The 21,021-nt window shown below is 50.9% G+C and carries 16 protein-coding genes; 3 read left to right on the top strand and 13 right to left on the bottom strand.

All coding sequences use genetic code 11. From position 1 onward, the window contains the following. Positions 1-36: 36 nt before the first annotated feature. The 6 genes from icmH to ACJJIE_RS18435 all read right to left on the bottom strand — a co-directional run bounded on the left by icmH (position 37) and on the right by ACJJIE_RS18435 (position 7,117). On the bottom strand, positions 37-900 hold the full coding sequence (gene icmH / locus ACJJIE_RS18460) for a type IVB secretion system protein IcmH/DotU (RefSeq protein WP_282930267.1): 864 nt from the start codon (positions 898-900) through the stop codon (positions 37-39). 1 nt (position 901) lies between these two features. Then, on the bottom strand, positions 902-2,239 hold the full coding sequence (gene tssK, locus ACJJIE_RS18455; RefSeq protein ID WP_282930268.1) for a type VI secretion system baseplate subunit TssK: 1,338 nt from the start codon (positions 2,237-2,239) through the stop codon (positions 902-904). A gap of 70 nt (positions 2,240-2,309) precedes the next feature. Continuing rightward, entirely contained in the window at positions 2,310-2,969 is a 660-nt protein-coding gene (gene tssJ, locus ACJJIE_RS18450; protein WP_444892605.1) for a type VI secretion system lipoprotein TssJ, read from the bottom strand. Further along, positions 2,947-4,731: a type VI secretion system-associated FHA domain protein TagH gene (gene tagH, locus ACJJIE_RS18445; protein ID WP_444892604.1), complete on the bottom strand. Its 1,785-nt coding sequence runs from the start codon at positions 4,729-4,731 to the stop codon at positions 2,947-2,949. Before tagH ends, tssJ begins: the two co-directional genes overlap by 23 nt. Before the next feature lie 89 nt (positions 4,732-4,820). Continuing rightward, positions 4,821-6,317: a type VI secretion system contractile sheath domain-containing protein gene (locus ACJJIE_RS18440; protein ID WP_444892603.1), complete on the bottom strand. Its 1,497-nt coding sequence runs from the start codon at positions 6,315-6,317 to the stop codon at positions 4,821-4,823. Between the two features lie 80 nt (positions 6,318-6,397). After that, entirely contained in the window at positions 6,398-7,117 is a 720-nt protein-coding gene (locus ACJJIE_RS18435; RefSeq protein ID WP_282930273.1) for a transposase, read from the bottom strand. Between the two features lie 191 nt (positions 7,118-7,308). On the opposite strand from ACJJIE_RS18435, the gene ACJJIE_RS18430 reads away from it, so the two are divergent. The 3 genes from ACJJIE_RS18430 (at position 7,309) to ACJJIE_RS18420 (ending at position 12,395) form a co-directional block, all read left to right on the top strand. Next, the gene (locus ACJJIE_RS18430; RefSeq protein WP_282930274.1) at positions 7,309-8,172 is read left to right on the top strand and encodes a Stp1/IreP family PP2C-type Ser/Thr phosphatase; all 864 of its coding nucleotides are present in this window, start codon (positions 7,309-7,311) and stop codon (positions 8,170-8,172) included. Between the two features lie 23 nt (positions 8,173-8,195). Continuing rightward, positions 8,196-11,279: a DUF6531 domain-containing protein gene (locus ACJJIE_RS18425; RefSeq protein WP_444892602.1), complete on the top strand. Its 3,084-nt coding sequence runs from the start codon at positions 8,196-8,198 to the stop codon at positions 11,277-11,279. A gap of 93 nt (positions 11,280-11,372) precedes the next feature. Further along, a complete protein-coding gene (locus ACJJIE_RS18420) occupies positions 11,373-12,395 on the top strand; it encodes a succinylglutamate desuccinylase/aspartoacylase family protein (RefSeq protein WP_444894785.1) in 1,023 nt (340 codons plus the stop codon). Between the two features lie 7 nt (positions 12,396-12,402). On the opposite strand, the gene ACJJIE_RS18415 is transcribed toward ACJJIE_RS18420, so the two are convergent. From ACJJIE_RS18415 to hflX, 7 genes are all read right to left on the bottom strand, one after another. Then, the gene (locus tag ACJJIE_RS18415; protein WP_444892601.1) at positions 12,403-13,623 is read right to left on the bottom strand and encodes a lytic murein transglycosylase; all 1,221 of its coding nucleotides are present in this window, start codon (positions 13,621-13,623) and stop codon (positions 12,403-12,405) included. A 177-nt stretch (positions 13,624-13,800) separates the two neighbouring features. Next, positions 13,801-14,454 (bottom strand): PAQR family membrane homeostasis protein TrhA, encoded by a 654-nt coding sequence (trhA, locus tag ACJJIE_RS18410; protein ID WP_282930278.1) that lies wholly within the window; start codon positions 14,452-14,454, stop codon positions 13,801-13,803. 141 nt (positions 14,455-14,595) lie between these two features. Beyond that, the gene (locus ACJJIE_RS18405) at positions 14,596-15,918 is read right to left on the bottom strand and encodes an adenylosuccinate synthase (RefSeq protein WP_413664100.1); all 1,323 of its coding nucleotides are present in this window, start codon (positions 15,916-15,918) and stop codon (positions 14,596-14,598) included. A gap of 112 nt (positions 15,919-16,030) precedes the next feature. Further along, on the bottom strand, positions 16,031-17,224 hold the full coding sequence (locus ACJJIE_RS18400; RefSeq protein ID WP_413664099.1) for an ATP phosphoribosyltransferase regulatory subunit: 1,194 nt from the start codon (positions 17,222-17,224) through the stop codon (positions 16,031-16,033). Positions 17,225-17,423: 199 nt separating this feature from the next. Beyond that, positions 17,424-18,296: a protease modulator HflC gene (hflC, locus tag ACJJIE_RS18395; RefSeq protein WP_413664098.1), complete on the bottom strand. Its 873-nt coding sequence runs from the start codon at positions 18,294-18,296 to the stop codon at positions 17,424-17,426. Between the two features lie 11 nt (positions 18,297-18,307). Next, positions 18,308-19,462 (bottom strand): FtsH protease activity modulator HflK, encoded by a 1,155-nt coding sequence (hflK, locus tag ACJJIE_RS18390; protein ID WP_282930282.1) that lies wholly within the window; start codon positions 19,460-19,462, stop codon positions 18,308-18,310. 186 nt (positions 19,463-19,648) lie between these two features. Next, a complete protein-coding gene (hflX, locus tag ACJJIE_RS18385; RefSeq protein WP_444892600.1) occupies positions 19,649-20,959 on the bottom strand; it encodes a ribosome rescue GTPase HflX in 1,311 nt (436 codons plus the stop codon). Between the last annotated feature and the right edge of the window lie 62 nt (positions 20,960-21,021).

The raw sequence follows: 21,021 nt of genomic DNA, 5'->3' as shown, positions 1-21,021 counted from the left end.
TATCTATCGCACCCCGGATCAATATCAGCCCGAGTGTTACCCTTCCCCTTGCGGAGACTCACTATCACTTTTGGACAAATCTAAAATTTGGTCTGCGACTGGTGTCGTCGTTTCATATAACCACCAGCGATAACCACTGTAAGTTGCAACTAACAAGCCCAGGACCACACTCATAATCACCCATAGGGGAATGTAGTGAATAAGCCGTGACTTTCGCTCTACACATCCCTCCCAGCGCGGCGAAAGATCTCTATCCATTGGCTGCTTGTGTTGCTCAATTGTTCTGTACAGCTCATCACGAATTTGTTCTATCTGCTCATGCCCACGTTGCACGAGTCGATATTTGCCCTGAAAACCTAGGCTTAAACACAGATAAAAGAGTTCGAGCAATTCCAGATGACTTGCGGGGGTTTCCAGCATTCGCTGTAATATGACAAAACACTTCTCCCCACCAAATGTCTCCTTGTGGAATAGACTGAGCAGGGAGTGCTGGCTCCAACCGCTGGCAGTCCCCCAAGGTGTTGTCAAAACTACCTCATCTACAACAGTGCAAAGCAGATAACGGGCAGTTAGTACTGACTCTGGCGTAAGGGCAAGCTGCTTTGCTTCCCTTTCGAAGCTTTGAATTTCCGTGGTAAGCCGTTTATGCAGATCAGGAACATTAGCGTGATTCATTGTTGTACGTAACTTAATGATTACGCCTAACAACTTTGAGGCCGCAGATACTAACGGGTTAAGGCTATTGCGCACCTGGGCCTCGACAGGGGCATCCTGGCTGGCAAAGAATTGTGGCTGGGCCTGAGCTGCTGTCGGTGCCGCCGCAGCACCGGGTGTTGGAATCAAAACTGTTCTATCACCGGCATTGGGCGCTCGCGGCGGAGTAAAACTATCATTACTCATATCAATTATTCCTTATAGCCCAGAGTTCCATGGTCAATCCAGGAAACTCAGCGCCAAGATGTACCGCAAAACCGCCCGAACGAGTCATGGCTTGCCACAGTTCTCCGCTACGCTCGACTTCAAAGTAAGTAAACCCAGCATGGTAAGGAATTTGTCGAGGAGCTACAGGCAGCGGACGCAGAGTCAAACCAGGCAGCTGTGCAGAGATTAGCTCTCTAATCGCTTCGACAGGGGCGACCTTCGCCTGTGTCGGGAATCGGCTACGCAATAGGTCGCCAGGCATATCGGCTTTAGCAGCCATAATAAAGCTGGCCGACTTTAATAATGATGGGTCCGTAACGGGCGCAACATAAATTCCAAACTTGCGCTGAACCAACTCCATTGCGATCGCTGTTTGCTCCAGTACAGTGGACAGAGACTGCCTAAGCGCCGAAAACAATCCGGCAAAGCTAACCTGTAAATCTTCATGGGCATAAGCAGGAATTTCTGGAGGACGTTTGGACTGAGAAGTAAAAGTCGAAAGCTCACCGGCCAACTGGAGCAATTCAAGAAACAAGCTATGCGGATGCAAGCGAGGCTGAGCCGTAATTTGTTTCAAAAGAGGCTCAAAACGGTTTATTACTTGCAGCAATAAATAATCAGCAATTTCTGCAGAGCCACTACGACCACTATCACTTAGGCGATGGCCTAGAGCTGAACCTCGGTGATCAAGTAACCCTTTAACTTCTTCAATATACGCATTGATTACCGAGGAGGTCTCCGCATTTAGCAACGGCGGAATATAGTCAGCATCCAACTCCACCGGCTTTTCCGGTTGGCGCTCTTTAATTCGGGCAACGCCAACCGCAGCGTAACCGCTGAGGTCATCACTGCCCAACTTCAGACAAGCCCTTAACTTTCCGACCTGAATCCGTGCGGATTCACCGGATGACGCAGCACTATTTCTAGCGTCAAAATTCGAAGCCTGATAACGAGCCTGAGGGAAATCCTCTTGATCCCTAATAGACTCCTGGCTACCCGGGCGCTTCATCGGCACACACAGGTAAACTACTTCATCGCGAGTATTAACCGGAACGTCCAAAACATCCGGCAAATGCTCAGTCTCAGGGGCAAGTATCGGAGTGCCATCTGGAAAAACAGCTTTCACTCTCGATAGAGAAATTTTCCCCATCGATAACGGTTCGCTGTCAATTGCCAGTTCCACAATCCCCCAGGTGTAAGGTCCAAGGGGAGCTGTGCGCGCTTCGACAAGCTGTTCGAGATAGCGATCCTGTTGTTGAAAATGCTGAGGGCGCAAAAACATACCCTCGCTCCAGATCACCTTATTGTTTGCCGACATAAATGTTCCTTAGAAAAGCTCGCATAATATTTTTAGGGCAAAAGTTATTACCCTAGCAATAACTTTTGCCCTACTGAGATTGCTGCATATCAGGGAGCGTCTTTTTCATTCGTTCATAATCTTCTTTGGAGATAGTCACTGTATCTCCATTTTCATCATCGTCACCGCGAGTAGTCAGCTTTGCCCTGCGGCGCTTGGCAATATCTTCGGGCGAACCAATTCGCGTATCGGCAAGCGATACCTCATATTCATTTTTCTTGTGATCTGTAATTGGCAGCACCATTAATGCCTGAGCATCTTGATACTGTACAAACTCCGCTAATAGACCGATATATTTAACATCTGGTGTAAGTGCCAGTTCTTCTATTCGCTGCTCTCCCGGAGCGAGTTCCTTGAGAATCACCGTATCAATCAAGTCATTACCCAAACGCGATTGCGCATTTTCATAAAGATTCAGGAAGTCTTCACGAGCAAACTGGCGCTCATCCGCAAGCATAAATACTCGGATAACGACGGGTGAAGCTCGGCCATCATCATCGGGGTTTATATCATTTTGCGTTTCAACAACTAATTCGAGGCTGGTATCCAGGTTTAACGTTCGCCTTGTCGTTTGACAACCGACAACTGCGACAGTCAGAACCGCTATTAAACTGAGTTGAAATAGTTTCTTAATCGACACAAGCAATTCCCTCTTTTTCGTCAACTTATTAATTTGTAATATTTCGAGCATTTTTTAACTCTGATAACTGATTTTCATATGTAACTGCAAATTCATCACCAAATAACTTGCGATAGCAATTATCTGGATCACCTACTAGCTCCCTGTAAATTGCAGTGAATCCTTCCCATTTTTTTGCATTTTTGTTTCCAAAAACACCGGAAGTATTTCCCAGTCTCCGCTCAATGTTCTCAGGGCTAAAGAATTTGAGCATGGCACTGTAACCAGCTCTCATTCCAGCCAAAACCGCAACTTGATGATCTGACAAATCATCAAAACTATCTTTCACTGCCTCAGCCGGATTCATAAACGCACCGGTACCCGCAAACATAGCTTCCAGAGCATCCCTTTCTGTAACACTGAACTTCAGAGGGTTGTTGGCCTCTGTTTGAATCATGGTTCTCTGAACACGCAACTCATTCTTAATACTGTTTCGCGCGCGTAAAAGGTCAATGAGACGAGCCACCGTCTCTCGCACAATCTCTGCAGCTTGTTGGTCCGCCTGTTGTAATTGGGCTGGATTCATATTCAGGCCGAGGGTGGAGGCAAAAACACTACCCCCAGAGGCTCCCATGGGTTGTGCAGCTGGCGGCTGTTGCAAATGCGAAAATTGTTGGGCCTGAGTTGCCATATCAGGTTGCGGGGGCACCATATTGGGTTGCGGGGTTGCCATATTCGGTTGCGGAGTTGCCGGCCCCGTACTAAACCCTGGAGCGCCATCGACTTGCTGCCCCTGCATAGCAGCAAAAGAACCAGCGAAGGGGTTATCCTGCGCTGGTGGAGTTACTGGCTGCTGGGTAACCTGCACGGGCGACTGAGGCTGCGCAAGCTGGGGCTGGGGCTGGGGCTGGGGCTGGGGCTGTATAGCCTGAGGTTGTGGTATCGGAGCCACCACAGGCTGCGACATTTCCTGGAATCCCCCCATTGGAGCTTGGGGCTGGGGAGGTGCCATTTGAGGTTCGGGCACTGCAACTGTTTCAACAACAGGCTCCGGCACCGGCTGAGGGTTTAGCTGCATTGAGTGCTGGTCAGCTGGTACATGGTCTTCTGCACTTCCATCTTTCCACCACTCATCATCAGACCACTGATTACCCGATTGCTGTTGATCAGTAGAACCTAATAACCCTCCCATTGGTGATGCTTCTGGAGCACCACCAGCGAGGCCGGACTGACTAAAGGTGGCAAGCGGATCTAGGGGAGCCGATTCCGCAGTAAGGAGGCTATCGCTGGAAGGGGTATTACTCTGACCGCCTAACCCCACTGAACCCCACTCCCCGGTTTCAGCAGCACCTGTAGGTGCGCCTGAACCCGGCTCAAGCCAACTATCTAATTCCTTTGCTTCAGCCTGGCTTTGCATTTTTGCCATGGCATCTGCACTAAACGTTGTCCGATCCGAGGTATCGAGAAAATCTGCACTGCCCAGCCCTTTGGGAAGCTCCCCTTGCTCTTTGGGCTTACGCAATGAAACTTTTAATTTATATTCTCCGAGAACGATAAGATCGCCCTCTTTTAATGGAACCTGGTTTCCCTTCCCTAGCGGATTTTCCGAATCATTGTAATAAGTACCATTAGTACTTGTATCTACCAAAAGATATTGATTTTCAGCAAAGGAGATCTGTGCGTGCTTTGAGGAAACCACCCGATCCGGATCAGGTAAAACCCAATAATTATCGGCAGAGCGACCCAGACTGCCACCAGCTTTCGTGAACAGTTTTGTATGTTTAAGCATATTGGCGCCAGAAGGGTCGGCCAATACAGATAGAATTAGATCCATTTATTCCTGACTCACAATAGTGGTTTATTCAAGGTCTTCAGGTAAATCTTTTGCTGATTTAATTCTGCAAAAATCCAGTCCTTGGGCAGTTAAGCCCAAGGACCTTTGAGTGTACCGCCCCCGAGGGAGTTAAAACGTGGAAGAATTACCTGATCACTGCCCTGTACCGAACGCATGGTACTAATGCCCGCCTGCATAAACTTTGCAGCTGAGCGATCTGTCAGTAGTGCTTCTGCGCATGGAGTTAACAACTCCCCATGCGGTAACTTGCGTAAATGAAGGGGCAAATTCTCATAACTTGCGGATGATGGAGTCTGTAGCTTGCCAGTCAGAGAAAAATCTTGGCAAACAGCTAAAGCCAACAGGTAAACACTATTTCCCCAAAGATAATATTCATGCCCCTGTTCAGAGGTTAACTCTTCAAAATCAAAAAACTCGGTAGTCGATGTATCTTTTCCAAAGGGAAGTCTCAGCATAAACCTGGGAGCTGCCAGTGCTACATGTTCACTAGCGGAGTATTCCCGTACAGCCTGCCAACTTTCTGCAAACTGATCACTCAAGGGGTAATACCAATCATCTGGGTCTACTGAACCCGATAAATTTGGACATCCCGCTAGTTTTGGATCTCCCCCCAGTAAGAGAGCACTACTTGCCGCTTCTGCTATCGTCGACAAATCTATCAAAAGATGCAGATCTCGCTCTTCATCAGTAATGAAATAGTCACCTATGACCAGGTTGTAGGGAATATTTCCTGCCGCGGTTTCGCGCTCAACCAACAATTTAAATGTCTGTGATTTTTCCAGATCACTTTCAGCTTCAGCAAAATCAGCAAGGAGTTCTTCTTTGCTGACATCTATTAAATAAAAATCCAGATTTCCATGCTCTTCCACACGCCTTAACAAAAGCTGCAGGCTCAACCAGCTGGCCTCCAACTGGCGAAAATCACTGTGATGCATCAATTTACGCATTGCATCAGAGGTAGCCTCAGCCAGTGCATTTAAGTACTCAGCTTGACGGGGATCTTCACTTTTCTGCACATAAGGGGCGACAATATCTTTTATAAGCTGGTCAACCTGGAAGGTACTTTGCCCCTCTTTAGCATTGCGTTCACGGCCCGCAGCCAGAATCTCATCCAGGATTGACTGCTCACTGTTACGCGCTTCCAAGCCTGGCTGAGAAGCCAACTCTGGCTTCCACTGTTGAATCTCTTCAGCAGCTTGCTGGAATTGGCGAGGGTCCAGCAATCTGCGCTCCAGCTCAATAAACTTCTTAAATAAGGGCAGACGGCTATATAAATAATCTGGGTGCAAATCATCGAAACAAGGTAGACCCAAGGGGCGGTCCAATACGGGTAGCTGTAATCTCACCGCCAGATCTGCAAAAACCCCCTCAAAAGTATCGCGGTTCAGCAGATATACCCTTCGACTGGAAATCGTATCGGGTTCACACTGACGACGACTTGCCCTTCCACTGAAGTCACCCAGGATTGCTACTTTCAATCGATCAGTGCCTGAATCCATAACTGTTTTTTCCTTATTGTTATCGCCAAGGATCTGAAATCCCGCTGAAATGCTGGGCCTACTCACAATTTGTCACCTGCTGACAGGGCTTAATCGCCCTGATTATTTTGACCTGTTAATGCCTACTGCTCATTTTGGGGCTTCAACTAGGCAGTATCTACAGCTTCTTTTTCGCTTTTATTTGCCTTTTTGGGCCGGCCCCGTTTAAGCGGTCGCACCCTTTGGTTAACGATCTGTTCAATTTTCTCTTTAAATGCATCCCCGCCAAGTACATGGCCTAACTTAATCGTTTCAGCGATGTAGTCGAGCAGCTTTCGATCAAAACTGTACTGAAACAACTCTCTGTAGGATTGCGCCCGCTCCACCACAGTGTCGCCAAGAGACAGATATAAACGATGATCTTTAATCAAATTATCTTTTTTAATATTCACATGGTGGTTAAAACTTGACCACTCATAATTCTCTAGGGAGTCTGCCAATCCCAAATACAAGGGGCGCAGCTCTACATACCGGTAGCAAGTCAACAAGTACGCGTCAGAATCAATCAAGCTAGACTTGTATCGCCCTCGCCACAGAGTCCCTGAACGCTTATAGCGGTGGTTTATAAACTGCACATAGCGGCGCCCAAGGGATTGCATCATAGATGATATCCCATCCAGTATCCTGGGCGTAGCTATGATCTGGATCATATTAGGTAATAAAACATATGCGTGAACGTCAACGCCATATTGGTCTGACGCGTTACGCAAACTAATCAAATAATATTGATAATCTTCTTCATCATAAAAGCAGGGCAGATTGTTGTGTCCAACCTGCACAATATGCTGAGGAACATTTATCAAATTGAGCCGGGGCAAACGAGGCATTTTGCCTATAGATCCTTTGTTATCAGGCGTAAAGCCTTTTCTGTAGAGGGCATAAAGCCCTTATTATCGCAAATCAGTGAAAAGTATTTCAAACTTGGCATTCGGGCAAGTTAACATTACCCTCGGTGATCGGCTGTATTACTATTACGCCGCATTGTAATGCTTTTTATTAAAGGGGAGTTGCACCAGACATGGATCAAATTAGTCTGGCGGTCAACGGGCGCACTGACATTGGTCAGGTTCGTGAGGAAAACGAAGATAGTATTCGCTGGCACGCGTCGGCGGAGCAGCCCTTTGCCTATATTGTGGTAGCCGATGGCATGGGCGGTTATACGGGCGGTGCCACCGCCAGTAAAATCGCAGCTGAGACAGTTCAAGCCCATCTCGATGACCTGCTGAAACATACTTTTTTCTCCTGCACCTCTGAACAACAACAGCTTATATTGCGCGCGACCCTTATAGACGCAGTAAACAGCGCAAATACAGCCCTCATCAACACTAAAAACCTAAACCCCCAGTTCTCTAACATGGGGACAACACTGGTTGCTGCGGTTATGTGGCGCGACTTTTTAATTGTTGCGCACGTTGGGGATTCTCGCGCGTACCTGTGGAACAATTATGGATTGCAGCGTCTTACAAGAGATCACAGTGTTGTACAGGAGATGATTGATTCTGGTCAATTGACCCCCGAACAGGCCAAAGAATCCAATATTCGCAACCATATTACCCGTGCCTTAGGCGTTTCCAATAATGTGGAAGCGGATATTAACAGCTGGAAACTTACACAAAACGCACTCCTTTTGTTATGTAGTGACGGCCTCACCGAGTATCTTGATGATCACGCGATAGAGCGTGTGCTAGCTACTCATCGACCAGCGCTGGAATGCGTATATCGGTTTATTGACGATGCGAATCGCCTCGGAGGGCGAGATAATATTACTGCGGGAATACTGGAATACTCCTCGCAGCCACTACACCAGATTCTCCCTCACGAACAAAATGTTACTGAACGTCCCAAATCCCCAGACGTAACAATTCGAAAGTTACACCGCTAATTTGATCTACCGGATAATGCAATATGACACCGGAACGTCTTACCCAGCTGATACCCCACTTACTCGACACGCTCACCCCCCCCGAAATCAACCTTTCCCACGAGAGCCCTGCATCAGCCGCACGCTGGCTCTCCCAGATTGAACAAATATCAGAAAATTCGATAAGCAATCTACAGAGGGAGGATATTTGGCCTGAGCTGCCAAAGATAACCGCCAATCGTTACAGTATTGATTCGGCACCTGTAGTGCCCCTCTTGTATGAAGCTGACAGCTTTCCAACCCAATTAACCAACACTCCTGGCGTTAACCCTGCAAATGAGGTAATTCCAAGCCTGGAACGTTCACATCAGGTCGCTGGGCATATTATCAGCGCAACTGGGGAAGTCGCTTTTGAGCGGACAGATGTAACCATTCCTGGACCATTGCCATTTGAGTGGAAACGCTACTTCCGATCATCCCTTAGTGAAGACGTCGGTATTGGTGCCGGTTGGCGGCACTCTCTAAGTGAAAGACTTGTTGTGCATGACAATAGTGTCAAGCTGATCACCGCAGAAGGCAGGTCTGTAAGCTTCAAATTACCTGCCATTGGACACGGCAGCTACAACCGCTTTGAACGGTTGATGCTATTTAGGCAGAGCCTACACAGTTATCGTTTGACGACATTTGATCAACACCACAAAATTTTTCGCGCTGACGGTGTAAATAGTGCCCTCCCCCTTGCAGAGATAAGAGATCAATTTGGCAATGCATTAACAATTGACTATGAAGAAGGCTTACCTAAAAAAGTAGTCAGTTCATGGGGCCGTGTTATTGAATTTCATTGCCAGAACGGTCATATCTCTAACTTAGTAAATAGTCATGCCGTAGAGGGGCAAAACAGCCTCTGCAGTTACAATTATTACGAGGGCCAGCTACTCGAAAGTTGCAGTGGACTTAGTAAGGAGAGCTACCAATATAACAACACACAGCTAGTTCACCTGAAAAACAGCCATTTCGGAAGCTATAGATTTACATATGATGCGTACAACCGGTGTCACTTACTCAACTCGAATGAGTTAACCACTCACTTAAGTTGGCACGCGAGTAATAATACCTGCACTATCGAGCCAGAACTTTCCAGTCCAATTTATATACGCTTCAATAAGTACGGCCAAAGAATCTCTAAACAGCAACAAAGCCGCACCCTTACCTGGCTATTTGACTCTTATGGCAATCTCTGTGAAGAGATAAAGGCAGATGGCAACAGGCTTTTTTATCGTCATGATGAATTCGGCCGACTGGTTCGCTCCACCTCCAACAACAGTAGCAGTCGATATCTTTATGACGATCGAGGCTACCTGAGTGCAGCTCTCATTAACGATGAGACATTGTGGCAGTACCAGTTTAACGATCAGGGGCGCCCAGAACGCATTATCGATCCGGCAAAACAAACCTGGAAGTTTCTCTACACAGATCGGGGCCAACTCACACAGATTCAGGACCCCGAAGGGGGCAAAGTAGACTTCAGCTGGGATGGGCAAGGTCAACTACAAACGGTACGTAGGGAAGAGAAACAACTGGGGTTTGAGTACGACCACTGGCAGCGAATCACTTCAATAAAAATGAATGGCGAAGTATGGAGTGAATGGAGTTATGGTAATGCCGGTGAATTGCGTGAAGCCCGCCTCGGTATTCACCAATACGGTTTGGACTACTCCGATCGCGGCCTGCCCAATGCCATTCATGGAGATAGCGGCCAAAGCATCCTTTGTGATTATGACAACGCCGGCAGGCCCACCTATATCAACTTTGCCGATGGCAACAATTGGAAGCTAAGCTACTCCCCGAAAGGCGAACTGACCTGCCTGGAGAGCCCGGCGGGAAATTACTATTGGAAATATGACAGCCACGGGCAATTAACTAGCCATAAAGCCCCTCAGGATCGGATCTGGCGCTGGCACTACAATATCAACGGTAGCCTGCATGAGTATTGTGATAATGATTCCCGCTGGTACTTTAATTACAATAACAGCGGAGAATTAACCAGTATTCGCAATAACAGCGGCCAAAATAGTGAGTTCCACTACGACCAACAAGGCAGGTTGGTTCAAGCAGACAACTCGCTCTCCTCCGTTCGCTTCAAATACGATAGTCGCAGCCGAGTGATTGCGGAACATCATGATAGTGCCGAGATCCGGGACTTCAGCCTTCAGTACCAGTATGACAACCGTGGTTGGCTAAAGAGTGCCAGTTCTGACAACCTCGATTTGTCTTATACATTTGCCCCTTCTGGGGCTCTGTATGGGATCGATGCCAACGGCGAAGCCATAGTGCGTACCGAGCCTACAGATCGGGGCATCCTGCAGGTTCAGGGAGAAATTCGCAGCAATCACAATTATTCATTTGGGCGCTTGATTGGCCTGGAATGTGGTCAAACCCTTTCCTGGCATTTTGATAAATCCCCCTCTCTACAAATGACCAACCCCCTGCGAGCTCAACAAAGTCCGCCACAATCCCAAACCGAAAGCGATAAGCGTGGCAATGTTATTTGCGAGCGCAATATTCCTGGCCGAAAAGACTATCAGTATCAATACGATGGCTGGGGCCTAATGAGCCATGCGGAGTGCGGGGAGTTTAAAACTTACTTCCGCTACGATCCTTTTGGCCGGCGGCTAAGCAAAACCTGCACTCACCGAAAATCCACGCGCCAACGGCGTGTTGTCACTATCTGGAGTAGCCTTGGTATTTGGGGGGAAGCTCATAATATTGACGGCAAATCCCGAGGCCTAAGCCACTGGATTCACCAACCTCAAACCAATGCCATCTTATGCCAATGGACTACTGACAACATCGAATACTACCTTTCCAACCCCGATGGAAAACCGCTGGCGATTTTCGATGCCCAAGGCACCGTGCAATGGTCCCAAGGTGGTGAGACCGGGGAAAAAGGTAAGGACCCCCACAATCAGGGGCCTAGCGCCTGGCGGGGAACTAACTTGCTCGCGGATGTAGAGACCGGGCTGTGGTACCACCCCTCAGGCTACTGGAGCCCTGCCCTCGGTATCTGGCTAAATGGGGACCGCTCTCATAACTTGACGACTTCTGCCCAATCAATCGGGCAGCTGTAGCGAAGTACTCGGGCAGCTGCATCAACATTTGCTGCCCGGGTCAACTCTTATCTGCCTATACACTATGGGAATATCTATTTGCCCGTGAGTGTTATGGAAGAGCGCTCGGATTTTGAGATCGGTGGGGTCCATGTCGCCAGGGGCGAGTCCTGCCATATTGATCTGCCCGTTGTGCGGCTTTACACAAGCACAGAAATGGCAATCCCGGTTTATGTGCAGCGCGGTAAAAAAGATGGCCCCAGGATGTTCGTTTGTGCCGCCATACACGGTGACGAACTCAACGGTATTGAAGTAATAAGCCGGCTTATCCAAAGCGGCCGCTTGAAGTCATTGCGCGGGACCCTGGTTGCAGTTCCAATGGTTAATGTTTACGGGGTACTGCAGCACACTCGCTATCTACCTGACAGGCGCGACCTAAACCGCTCGTTCCCAGGGTCGGCAAAGGGGTCTCTCGCCGCACGTATGGCTCACGTCTTCCTCAAGGAAATAGTCACCAAATGCGACTATGGCATCGACTTACACACAGGAGCCGTACATCGCAGTAACCTTCCCCAAATTCGCGCTAACTTGGACGACGAGCAAACCCGAAAACTCGCCAAGGCCTTCGGTGTTCCCGTGCTACTCAACGCTTCTATTCGCGACGGATCCCTGCGCCAAGCAGCCGCGGATCTCGGGGTGAGAGTATTACTGTATGAAGCTGGTGAAGCCCTGCGCTTTGATGAACTCAGTATCCGCGCGGGTGTTAAAGGTGTGATCAATGTGATGAAGCACCTGGAGATGTTGCCGCAAACCCGAAAGACAAATGTGATAGAGCCATTTGTTGCTCGACGCAGCGGTTGGCTTCGCGCGGGGGATAGCGGCATCGCCAATCATCTTAAGGCACTCGGGGACCAGGTCTACCGGGGCGACCTGCTGGCGACCATTGCAGATCCATACGGCCAGGAACTGGACCAACTGATCTGCAATGAGGATGGAATCATTATTGGGCGACAGAATATCCCTCTGGTCCAGGAAGGCGAGGCGATGTACCACATCGCCTACTTCCGTGAACCCGAGGGTGTTGTCGAGAACCTGGAACTACTCCAGGATACGCTCCTACCGGATGAGAACTTTTAGGGAGTCCCTATTGTTTCTTCAACAACTCCAGGACTTCCTTGCTCGGGTAGCCCTGAACTTCAACGCCGGTACTCTTTTCAAATTCACTCACCGCTTTGCGGGTACCCGGACCTGCCTTGCCATCAATTTCTCCGGTGTAAAACCCTTTTTGTTTGAGCAACTTCTGCAACTCTTCCACTTGAACACTATCCAGTGGAGTAAATGGGCGCTTCCAATCATTTACCAAAGGCGCACCGCCGCCAATCCGGTCTGCCAACAGACCTATGGCTATCGCATAGCGATCTGAATTGTTGTAGCGCTTGAGGACAAAGAAGTTCTTGAACACTAAAAATGCCGGGCCATTGCGGCCGTCTGGTAACTTTAATTCGGCAATGGCTTTTTTGTTGGGAAAGGGCTCACCATTAGCTCGTGTGACACCAAGCTTTTCCCATTCGGCTACCGACATCTTTCCCGCAGGCATTTTACGAGCGGGAATATTGACCTCATAACCCCAGGGTTTTCCTCGCTGCCAACCGTTACTGGATAGCAGGTTGGCGGCAGTCGCGAGCGCATCCGGAATGGAGTTCCAGATATCCCGTTTACCATCACCATCGATATCCACCGCATAGGCTTGATAACTGGTGGGAATAAATTGAGTATGTCCCATAGCTCCGGCCCAGGAGCCCAACAAGTGCTCACCCTCGATATCACCGGCCTGCAAGATTTTTAGCGCGGCCAGCAGCTGCTGACGGCCAAACTTTTTACGCTGGGGATCCGCATAGGCGAGTGTTGCCAGTGAGCGAATGACACTGCGCATTACCTTGTCGTTGCCGAGGATGCCGCCAAAACTGGATTCCACAGACCAGATTGCAAGCAGGATATTGGGGTCCACCCCGAAGCGCTTCTGGATCTTGTCCAACCAGGGCTTCATTTTTTCTTTTTCCCGCTTGCCTCGTTCGATCGCTCTCTTTTGCACCCGATTATCAAAGTACTGCCACACCGGTGCTTTGAATTCGGGCTGATAGGCTGCGCGATCCAGAACCCATTGGTCTGGAGAAGTGATTCCTTTAAAGGCTTGGTCGTAAACCTCCGCAGAGATTCCACTCTTGATCGCGGTTTTACGGAACTCCTTTACCCACTGTTCGAAGGCCGGATCGGCTTTCTCTTGTGCATGGGTATTGGAAACCAGGAGAACCGCGCTTATCGCGAGGATGGCAGACAGATATTGAAACCATTGCAATTTGGGCATGGAGTTACCTTCGACACAACTTTTGCTCGCTCAAGGGTAGAACGAGCCACTCTTATCCGAAAGGTGGATTGGCCGGTAACCGTTGAACATCCCACCTACTATTAAACTGGACAGTCACATGAGAGGGAAGTTCGTGCTGCTCACCTTTAGGGTGAGCTCTGCCGCAAAATGGGAAGATTAGGGAATGACGTAAAACAGCACCGCAAAGAAGTGCAATATACCGCCCGCCAGCACAAAGAGATGCCAAATTGCATGGTGGAAGCGCAGGCTGCGCCAGAGGTAAAAAGCGATTCCGCCGGTGTAGCAGAGACCACCGAGAACTAACAGCCACAAACCGCCAGTTTCCAGGCTATCCGACAGCGGCTTGATAGCAGCCACCACGACCCATCCCATCAAGGCACTGAGAGTGATAGACAGAGCTCGAATCTTCTTCAGCGGAGTGAACTGAATAATCAATCCGATCAGCGCGAGCCCCCAAATAATACCGAACAGCCACCAACCCCAAGGGCCCCTCAGGGTAACCAGGGTGAAGGGAGTATAGGTTCCAGCAATCAATAGAAAGATTGACGAGTGGTCCAGGGTCCGCAGTATCGCTTTGGCGCCGATATGGCTGACTGCGTGGTACAGCGTGGAGGCTAGGAAACAAAGTATCAGGGTGGAGGCATAGACGCTGGAGCTGACAATATGCCAGGCGTCCCCGCGCAGGGCAGCAAATCCGGTCAATACACCCAGACCGGCAATCGCCAGAAGCGCTCCAACACCATGTGTCACACTGTTGGCGATCTCTTCAGCAAAACTGTAACGACTGGCAACGGAAACGGAAGATGACATAAATTAGCCCGGTTAAATTCAGGTCATAAGCCTGCGTGTAGTGCACGACCAATAACTTGGAACAGGTCTAATGATCAGAGGCCTCACTTAAAATAGCAAGGCCATCACCAGACTGCATATTCACAACCGGACGGTCAGGGCTTAAACGCTAGCGTTGTGAATACCCATTTCGCACAAAGCGGAAGATTCGCGAACAATAGTTTCGTTGCGATCTGGGCCTGTAGAAACAATGTCTACCGGAGCGCCCACCAGCTCTTCGATTCGAGCGATATAGGCGCGTGCATTGGCCGGCAAATCCGCTTCACGACGCACACCGAAAGTATTCTCTGTCCAACCGGGCATAGACTCATAAACCGGCTCGACACCTTCCCAACCTGCGGCATCAAAAGGTACTGGTACTTCTTCACCAGCGCTGTTGCGGTAGCCCACACAAACCTTTACCTCCTCGAGGCCATCGAGAACATCCAGTTTGGTCAGGCACAGGCCAGAAATACTATTGATTCGGATCGCGTGGCGCACAGCAACAGCGTCAAACCAACCGGTGCGGCGCTGGCGGCCAGTGGTAGCGCCAAACTCGTGACCTTTTTCACCCAGGTGACGACCAACTTCGCAGTCCAGCTCAGTTGGGAAAGGACCACCGCCAACGCGGGTGGTATAGGCCTTGGTAATGCCCAATACATAATCCAGGTACAGAGGACCAAAACCAGAACCAGTAGCGGTACCGCCAGCAGTGGTATTAGAGGAAGTTACGAACGGGTAGGTACCGTGGTCAATATCCAGCAGGGAACCCTGGGCGCCTTCGAACAGGATATGCTCTCCGTTCTCTCGCGCTTTGTGCAGGTGATCGGCAACGTCGGTGATCATCGGCACCAGTTGCTCGCGCCAGATTTTGGCCTGCTCAACGGTGTCCTCATAACTGACCGGATCAACTTTATAGTATTCGGTCAGAGCGAAGTTGTGGTAATCAATTAGCTCTTTCAGCTGGTGGCAGAAGTTATCCCAGTTGCACAGATCACCCAGGCGAAGACCGCGACGAGCAACTTTATCTTCGTAAGCGGGACCAATACCGCGACCTGTAGTACCGATCGCTTTGGCGCCGCGTGCTTTTTCACGGGCCTGATCGAGGGCAACATGTACTGGCAAGATCAGCGGACACGCCGGGGAAAGACGCAGGCGCTCGCGAACAGGAACTTCACGCTCTTCCAGCTCAGCCATCTCTTTCAGCAGCGCCTCCGGGGAGAGCACCACACCATTGCCGATCAAGCAGGTTACGCTGGGGCGCAGGATACCGGAGGGAATCAGGTGCAGTACGGTTTTTTCGCCATCGATAACCAGGGTGTGGCCCGCATTGTGACCACCCTGGAAACGCACTACCAGCGAGACCTTCTCGGTTAGCAAATCGACAATCTTGCCCTTGCCCTCATCGCCCCACTGGGTACCCAGTACTACTACATTCTTGCCCATCTGTATAAATCTCTAAACTCAGGTTTTTCTCTGCGGGAGCCGGGGCCCCACATAAATGGATGTCTGCGGGTAGGCCCGCGCGATAATAGGCACATCCACTGCGCCCGAAAAATCAGTCTCGTGGTTTTACTACCCACGAATCACCCTCAGCAACCAACTCTCGGTCACAGCGGGAATCCAGTTCACTATCGGCACCACCAGCGAGGGCTGTGATGACGACTTCACCTTGAGCCCGCAGCTCGTGAATCGCCTTCCACAGTTCAGCGCCCTGGGAGCCTCTGACATCTGGCGCCAATATCGCAGCGCCCTCTTCAACGGCAGCGCTGCCCAGATTACTCAATGCCACCAGGTCACTACTGAAGCCTGTTGCTGGGCGATCGCGCCCAAACACGGCCCCGATACCGTTGTAGCGTCCACCGTTGGCCAATGCCTGGCCGTGGCCCGGTGTGTAGGCGGCGAATACCAGACCTGTTTCATAGTCGTAGCCGCGTACTTCACTCAAATCGAAGAACAGTGTCACCTCTGGATAGCGCTCATTCAGAGCCTCAGCTACCTGCCTCAAATCGGAAACTGCCGCCAGCAAATTTTGCGGGGCTCCAGAAAAGAGTTCGCGGGCCTTATCTAGGCATTCCCGTCCCCCAACCAGCCCCGGGAGCGCCTTCAGCCACTCGGCAGCCTTCTGGTCGCCAACATTCTCCTCAACCCACTCGCACAGATCAGCAGTCGCCTTGCTCTGTAACATTGCCAACAGGGCGCTGCGCTGCTCGTCATTGAGGCCCGCCGCTTCAACCAGACTCTGGTAAATCGCGACGTGGCCCAGGTCCAGGTGCACTTGGCTGACACCCGCTACCTGAAGGCTTTGCAGCATCAGCGAGATCACCTCGAGGTCTGCACCGAGGTTGTCCACTCCAAACAGCTCCGCACCAACCTGTATCGGCGCTCGCGAGCCCATCGGGGTTCGCGGCTTGGTGTACACCACCTGACCGGCGTAGCAGAGGCGGTTGGCGCCTCTGCGGGGAAAACTGTGGGCATCAATCCGGGCAGTCTGCGGAGTCATATCCGCGCGTATACCTAAAGTGCGTCCAGATATCTGGTCGGTAACCTTAAAGGTGCTCAGATCTACATCATGGCCCATCCCGATCAGGAGGGACTCGGTGAATTCCAACATCGGCGGTATCACCAACTCATACCCCCAGCAGTGGTAGAGGTCCAGTAGTTGGCGGCGCAGAGTCTCCAATTGCACGGCATCCGCAGGCAGAATTTCTGCAATGCCATCCGGTAACATCCAGCGATCGGCTTGAGTCATGATGAAATGAATTCGTCAGCGAAGAAATTGCGGTGCCACAGCGCTTGCCACAAACGAGCCGCAGCACTTCCCACAAAAAAACCGGGCTGGGCCCGGTTTGCGTGATTTTAGCATCAAGTGCTAACAGGAAGGTAGGGTTATCGAATCTAACCCGGCGCCTGTAGCACCAGTTGCCCAGTGCTACATAGCATTTTCAGCCCTACTCTCCTTTCGGGTCTTTCAGGTAGCGGAAGAATTCGCTATCTGGATCGACCAGCATCATATCTGACTTGCTCCGGAAGGACTCCTTGTAAGCCTGCAAACTGCGGGTAAAGCGGTAAAACTCCGGATTCTTGCTGTAGGCCGCAGCGTAAATAGCTGCCGCCTCTGCATCACCCGCACCGCGTAACTCTTCCGCCTGGCGGTAGGCCTCAGACTCAATCACCACTCTTTGGCGATTGGCATTAGCCTTGATACGCTCACTGGCCTCCTGACCCTTGGCGCGATGATCCCGCGCCTCCAGCTCACGACCAGCGCGCATACGCTGGAACACAGACTCGGAGACTTCCGGCGGCAGGTCAATCCGCTTGACGCGCACATCAATCACATGCACTCCCAGGTCATCCTGAGCCACCTTATTCAGGTTTTTAGTGATCTCCGCCATCAACTCATCGCGCTCGCCACTGACTACCTCATGCAGATCACGCACACCAAACTCGTTCCGGAGCTGATCATTGATCCGCTCCGACAGCAGGCGCACCGCATTGCGATCGTCACCACGAGTGGCGATATAAAACTTATCCACATCAGAGATTCGGTATTTGGCATACGAATCAACCATCATGAATTTGTTTTCACTGTTGAGCATACGAACGGGGCTGGAATCCACCGTCTGAATACGCGCATCAAACTTGCGCAACCTTTCCGCAAAAGGGATTTTGAAGTAGAGACCCGGCTCGGTGTAGGTGCGCACCAGCTCACCAAAGCGCAGTAACACGGCTTTTTCAGTCTCTTTCACTACAAAGGCGCTGGAAGAAAGTACCAATACTCCAACCAGGATGACAACAATGATACCCAGTGTTTTGTTATTCATATCATCCCCTCCTAGCGAATAGTCTGACTGCGACGGGTGCTGGCGTCATCCCGACGAAGGCGCTCAATAACACGCTGATAGACTTCCTCAATCATTACAGGCGAGGTGTCCTGGCTTTGGGCTGCTCGCGCTGCTCCAGCGCCGCCTTGCGCCAATTTATCTAGCGGCAGGTACATCATGTTATTGCCACCCTCTACATCCACCATCACTTTGGAGGTGTTGGCCATCACATCCTGTACCGCATCCAGGTAGAGACGCTCGCGGGTAACTTCCGGGGCACGCTCATATTCAGCCAGCAGTTTCTCAAAGCGTACAGCTTCACCTCGGGCACTCTCGATGACGCGGGCTTTGTATGCCTCGGCCTCTTCGATAATGCGCTGAGCCTGACCACGGGCAACCGGGATTATCTGGTTAGCATCAGCCTGAGCTTCATTTTGCAGACGCACCTCGTCCTCACGGGCTTTGGTCACATCGTCAAACGCATCCTGCACTTCGCGCGGCGCCTTAGCATCAGTGAGGTTAACCACATCAATGCGTATACCGGTCTGGTACAGGTCCAGGTATTCCTGTAATCGCTCCTGCGTATCGGCAGATACTTGGGTCCGGTTCTGGGAAATCACACCGTTTAAAGTGAGAGAGCCCACCACGTGACGAAGGGCGCTGTCGGTGGCTTCCTGCAAGCTCTTCACCGGATCGCGAACACGCAGTACAAAAGACTCAGCATCCCCAACCTGCCACTGCACAGTGAGTACCACTTCTACGATATTGGCGTCTTCCGTCAGCATCTGACCGGTAGTGCGCTCAGTACGCACCTCAGTCATATTGACCTTGGTTACGTTATCGATAAGCGGCGGATTCCAGTGCAGGCCGGCAGATTCCGTGGAGTGGTATTTGCCCAGGCGCAAAACAACCGCCTGTTCGTTGGCGTTGACCTGGTAAATCCCCAGGCCGCCATAAATCAATACGGCGAGACCAATAACCAGCACCCAGGGAAATTTGACAGAGTCGCCACTTGGGCTGCCGCTGCCACCACCACCAAACAGGCCACCTAGTTTCTGCTGAATTTTTCGCAGTAGTTCATCGAGATCGGGCGGGCCTCCGTTATTGCGGTTACCGCCACCACCCCAGGGGTCTTTATTGTTACCACCCGGCTCATTCCAGGCCATTTAACTTACTCCAACTATGATCACTTAATCTTTTACTTCGGCGGATTCTAGCATCCATTGCCGACAAAATATTGCCGACAGGCCCTAGCCTGAGGCAAGTGGGCAGTCTGCGGAGACCAACCCCGAACAAATTCGACTAAAGGTCGCAATATGACCTGAATTTTAAAATCAATGCTTATACGACAACTACTCGGCAATGGGTTCTTCCAAAACCCATTCCGGCGCGTCATTGCCAGCAATATGTGGCGCCAGCAGACGCTGGAAATCACTACGCGGCAATAATATTTGCAATTCGCAGTCACCATTGTCGCGGTAGACTTCCGACTGCACCGCATTAATTTCAAATAGCTGCGCTCGCAGCCTGGACTGATGAGGCTTCACTACCAGTTGCCCGCGCACCATTTGCTCGCCCAGGCGCTCGGCAATAGCCTCAATTAAAAGTTCACAACCCGCACCTGTTACCGCAGAGAGCCAAACTGCCCGGGGTACACCCTGATCATCCCGGTCTATACGCGGTTCAAAATCTGCCAGCAGATCAATTTTGTTATAAACCACCAGTTGCGGCAGTTCCGAAGCATCAATTTCCTCCAGAACCGTTTGCACCTCTTCCATCAGGTGTAATCGGTCATCTGCCGCAGCGTCCACCACATGTAGAAGCAACGTCGCACTGGCGGCCTCTTCCAGGGTTGCCCGGAATGCCTCTACCAGTTTATGCGGCAAGTGAGAGACAAATCCCACAGTATCAGCCAATACCATGGCGCCAACATTGGGTAATTCAACCCTGCGCATGGTCGGGTCGAGGGTGGCAAACAATTGGTCCCTGACATAGACATCTGCATCGGTCAGGCGATTAAATAGGGTCGACTTGCCCGCATTGGTGTAGCCAACCAGAGATACGGTGGCCATTTCTGCCCGGGAGCGCGCGCGGCGCCCCTGCTCCCGCTGGCGGCGTACCTTTTCCAACCGCTTCTCGATTGAGTCTATGCGCGCGCGCAGCAGTCGCCGGTCTGTCTCCAACTGGGTTTCACCGGGCCCACGCAGGCCAATACCACCCTTTTGCCTCTCCAGATGGGTCCAACCTCGCACCAGCCGCGTTGCCATATGGCGTAGCTGGGCCAACTCCACCTGAAGCTTACCCTCGTGAGTTCGCGCACGCTGGGCAAAAATATCCAGAATAAGCCCTGTGCGATCCAGCACCCGGCACTTTAATTCGCGCTCAATATTGCGCTCCTGACTCGGAGACAGGATGTGATCAAAGATAACCAGGGCGGCTTCCTGATATTTGACTACCTGGCGAATCTCCTCCAATTTACCTCGGCCAACAAAGGTCTTTGGGTCTGGAGTGGCGCGCTGGCCGAAAATAAAACTGACAGGATCTGCTCCGGCAGATAGGGCCAACTCCTCAAATTCACGAGGGTCGTCGGGACTGTCGATGGCGGAGAGTTCTAGGTGTACCAGTACTGCGAGCTCACCGGATTCCGGTCGATCGAAAAACAATGGGAATTCTCTATTGCGAAAAGGGCGCGATAAGCCCTGACTGAGGTAACAACCGGCAAGCC

This window comes from Microbulbifer maximicatervae (SeqCode) (assembly GCF_052467325.1).
This window is presented reverse-complemented; position numbering and strand designations above follow the sequence as displayed.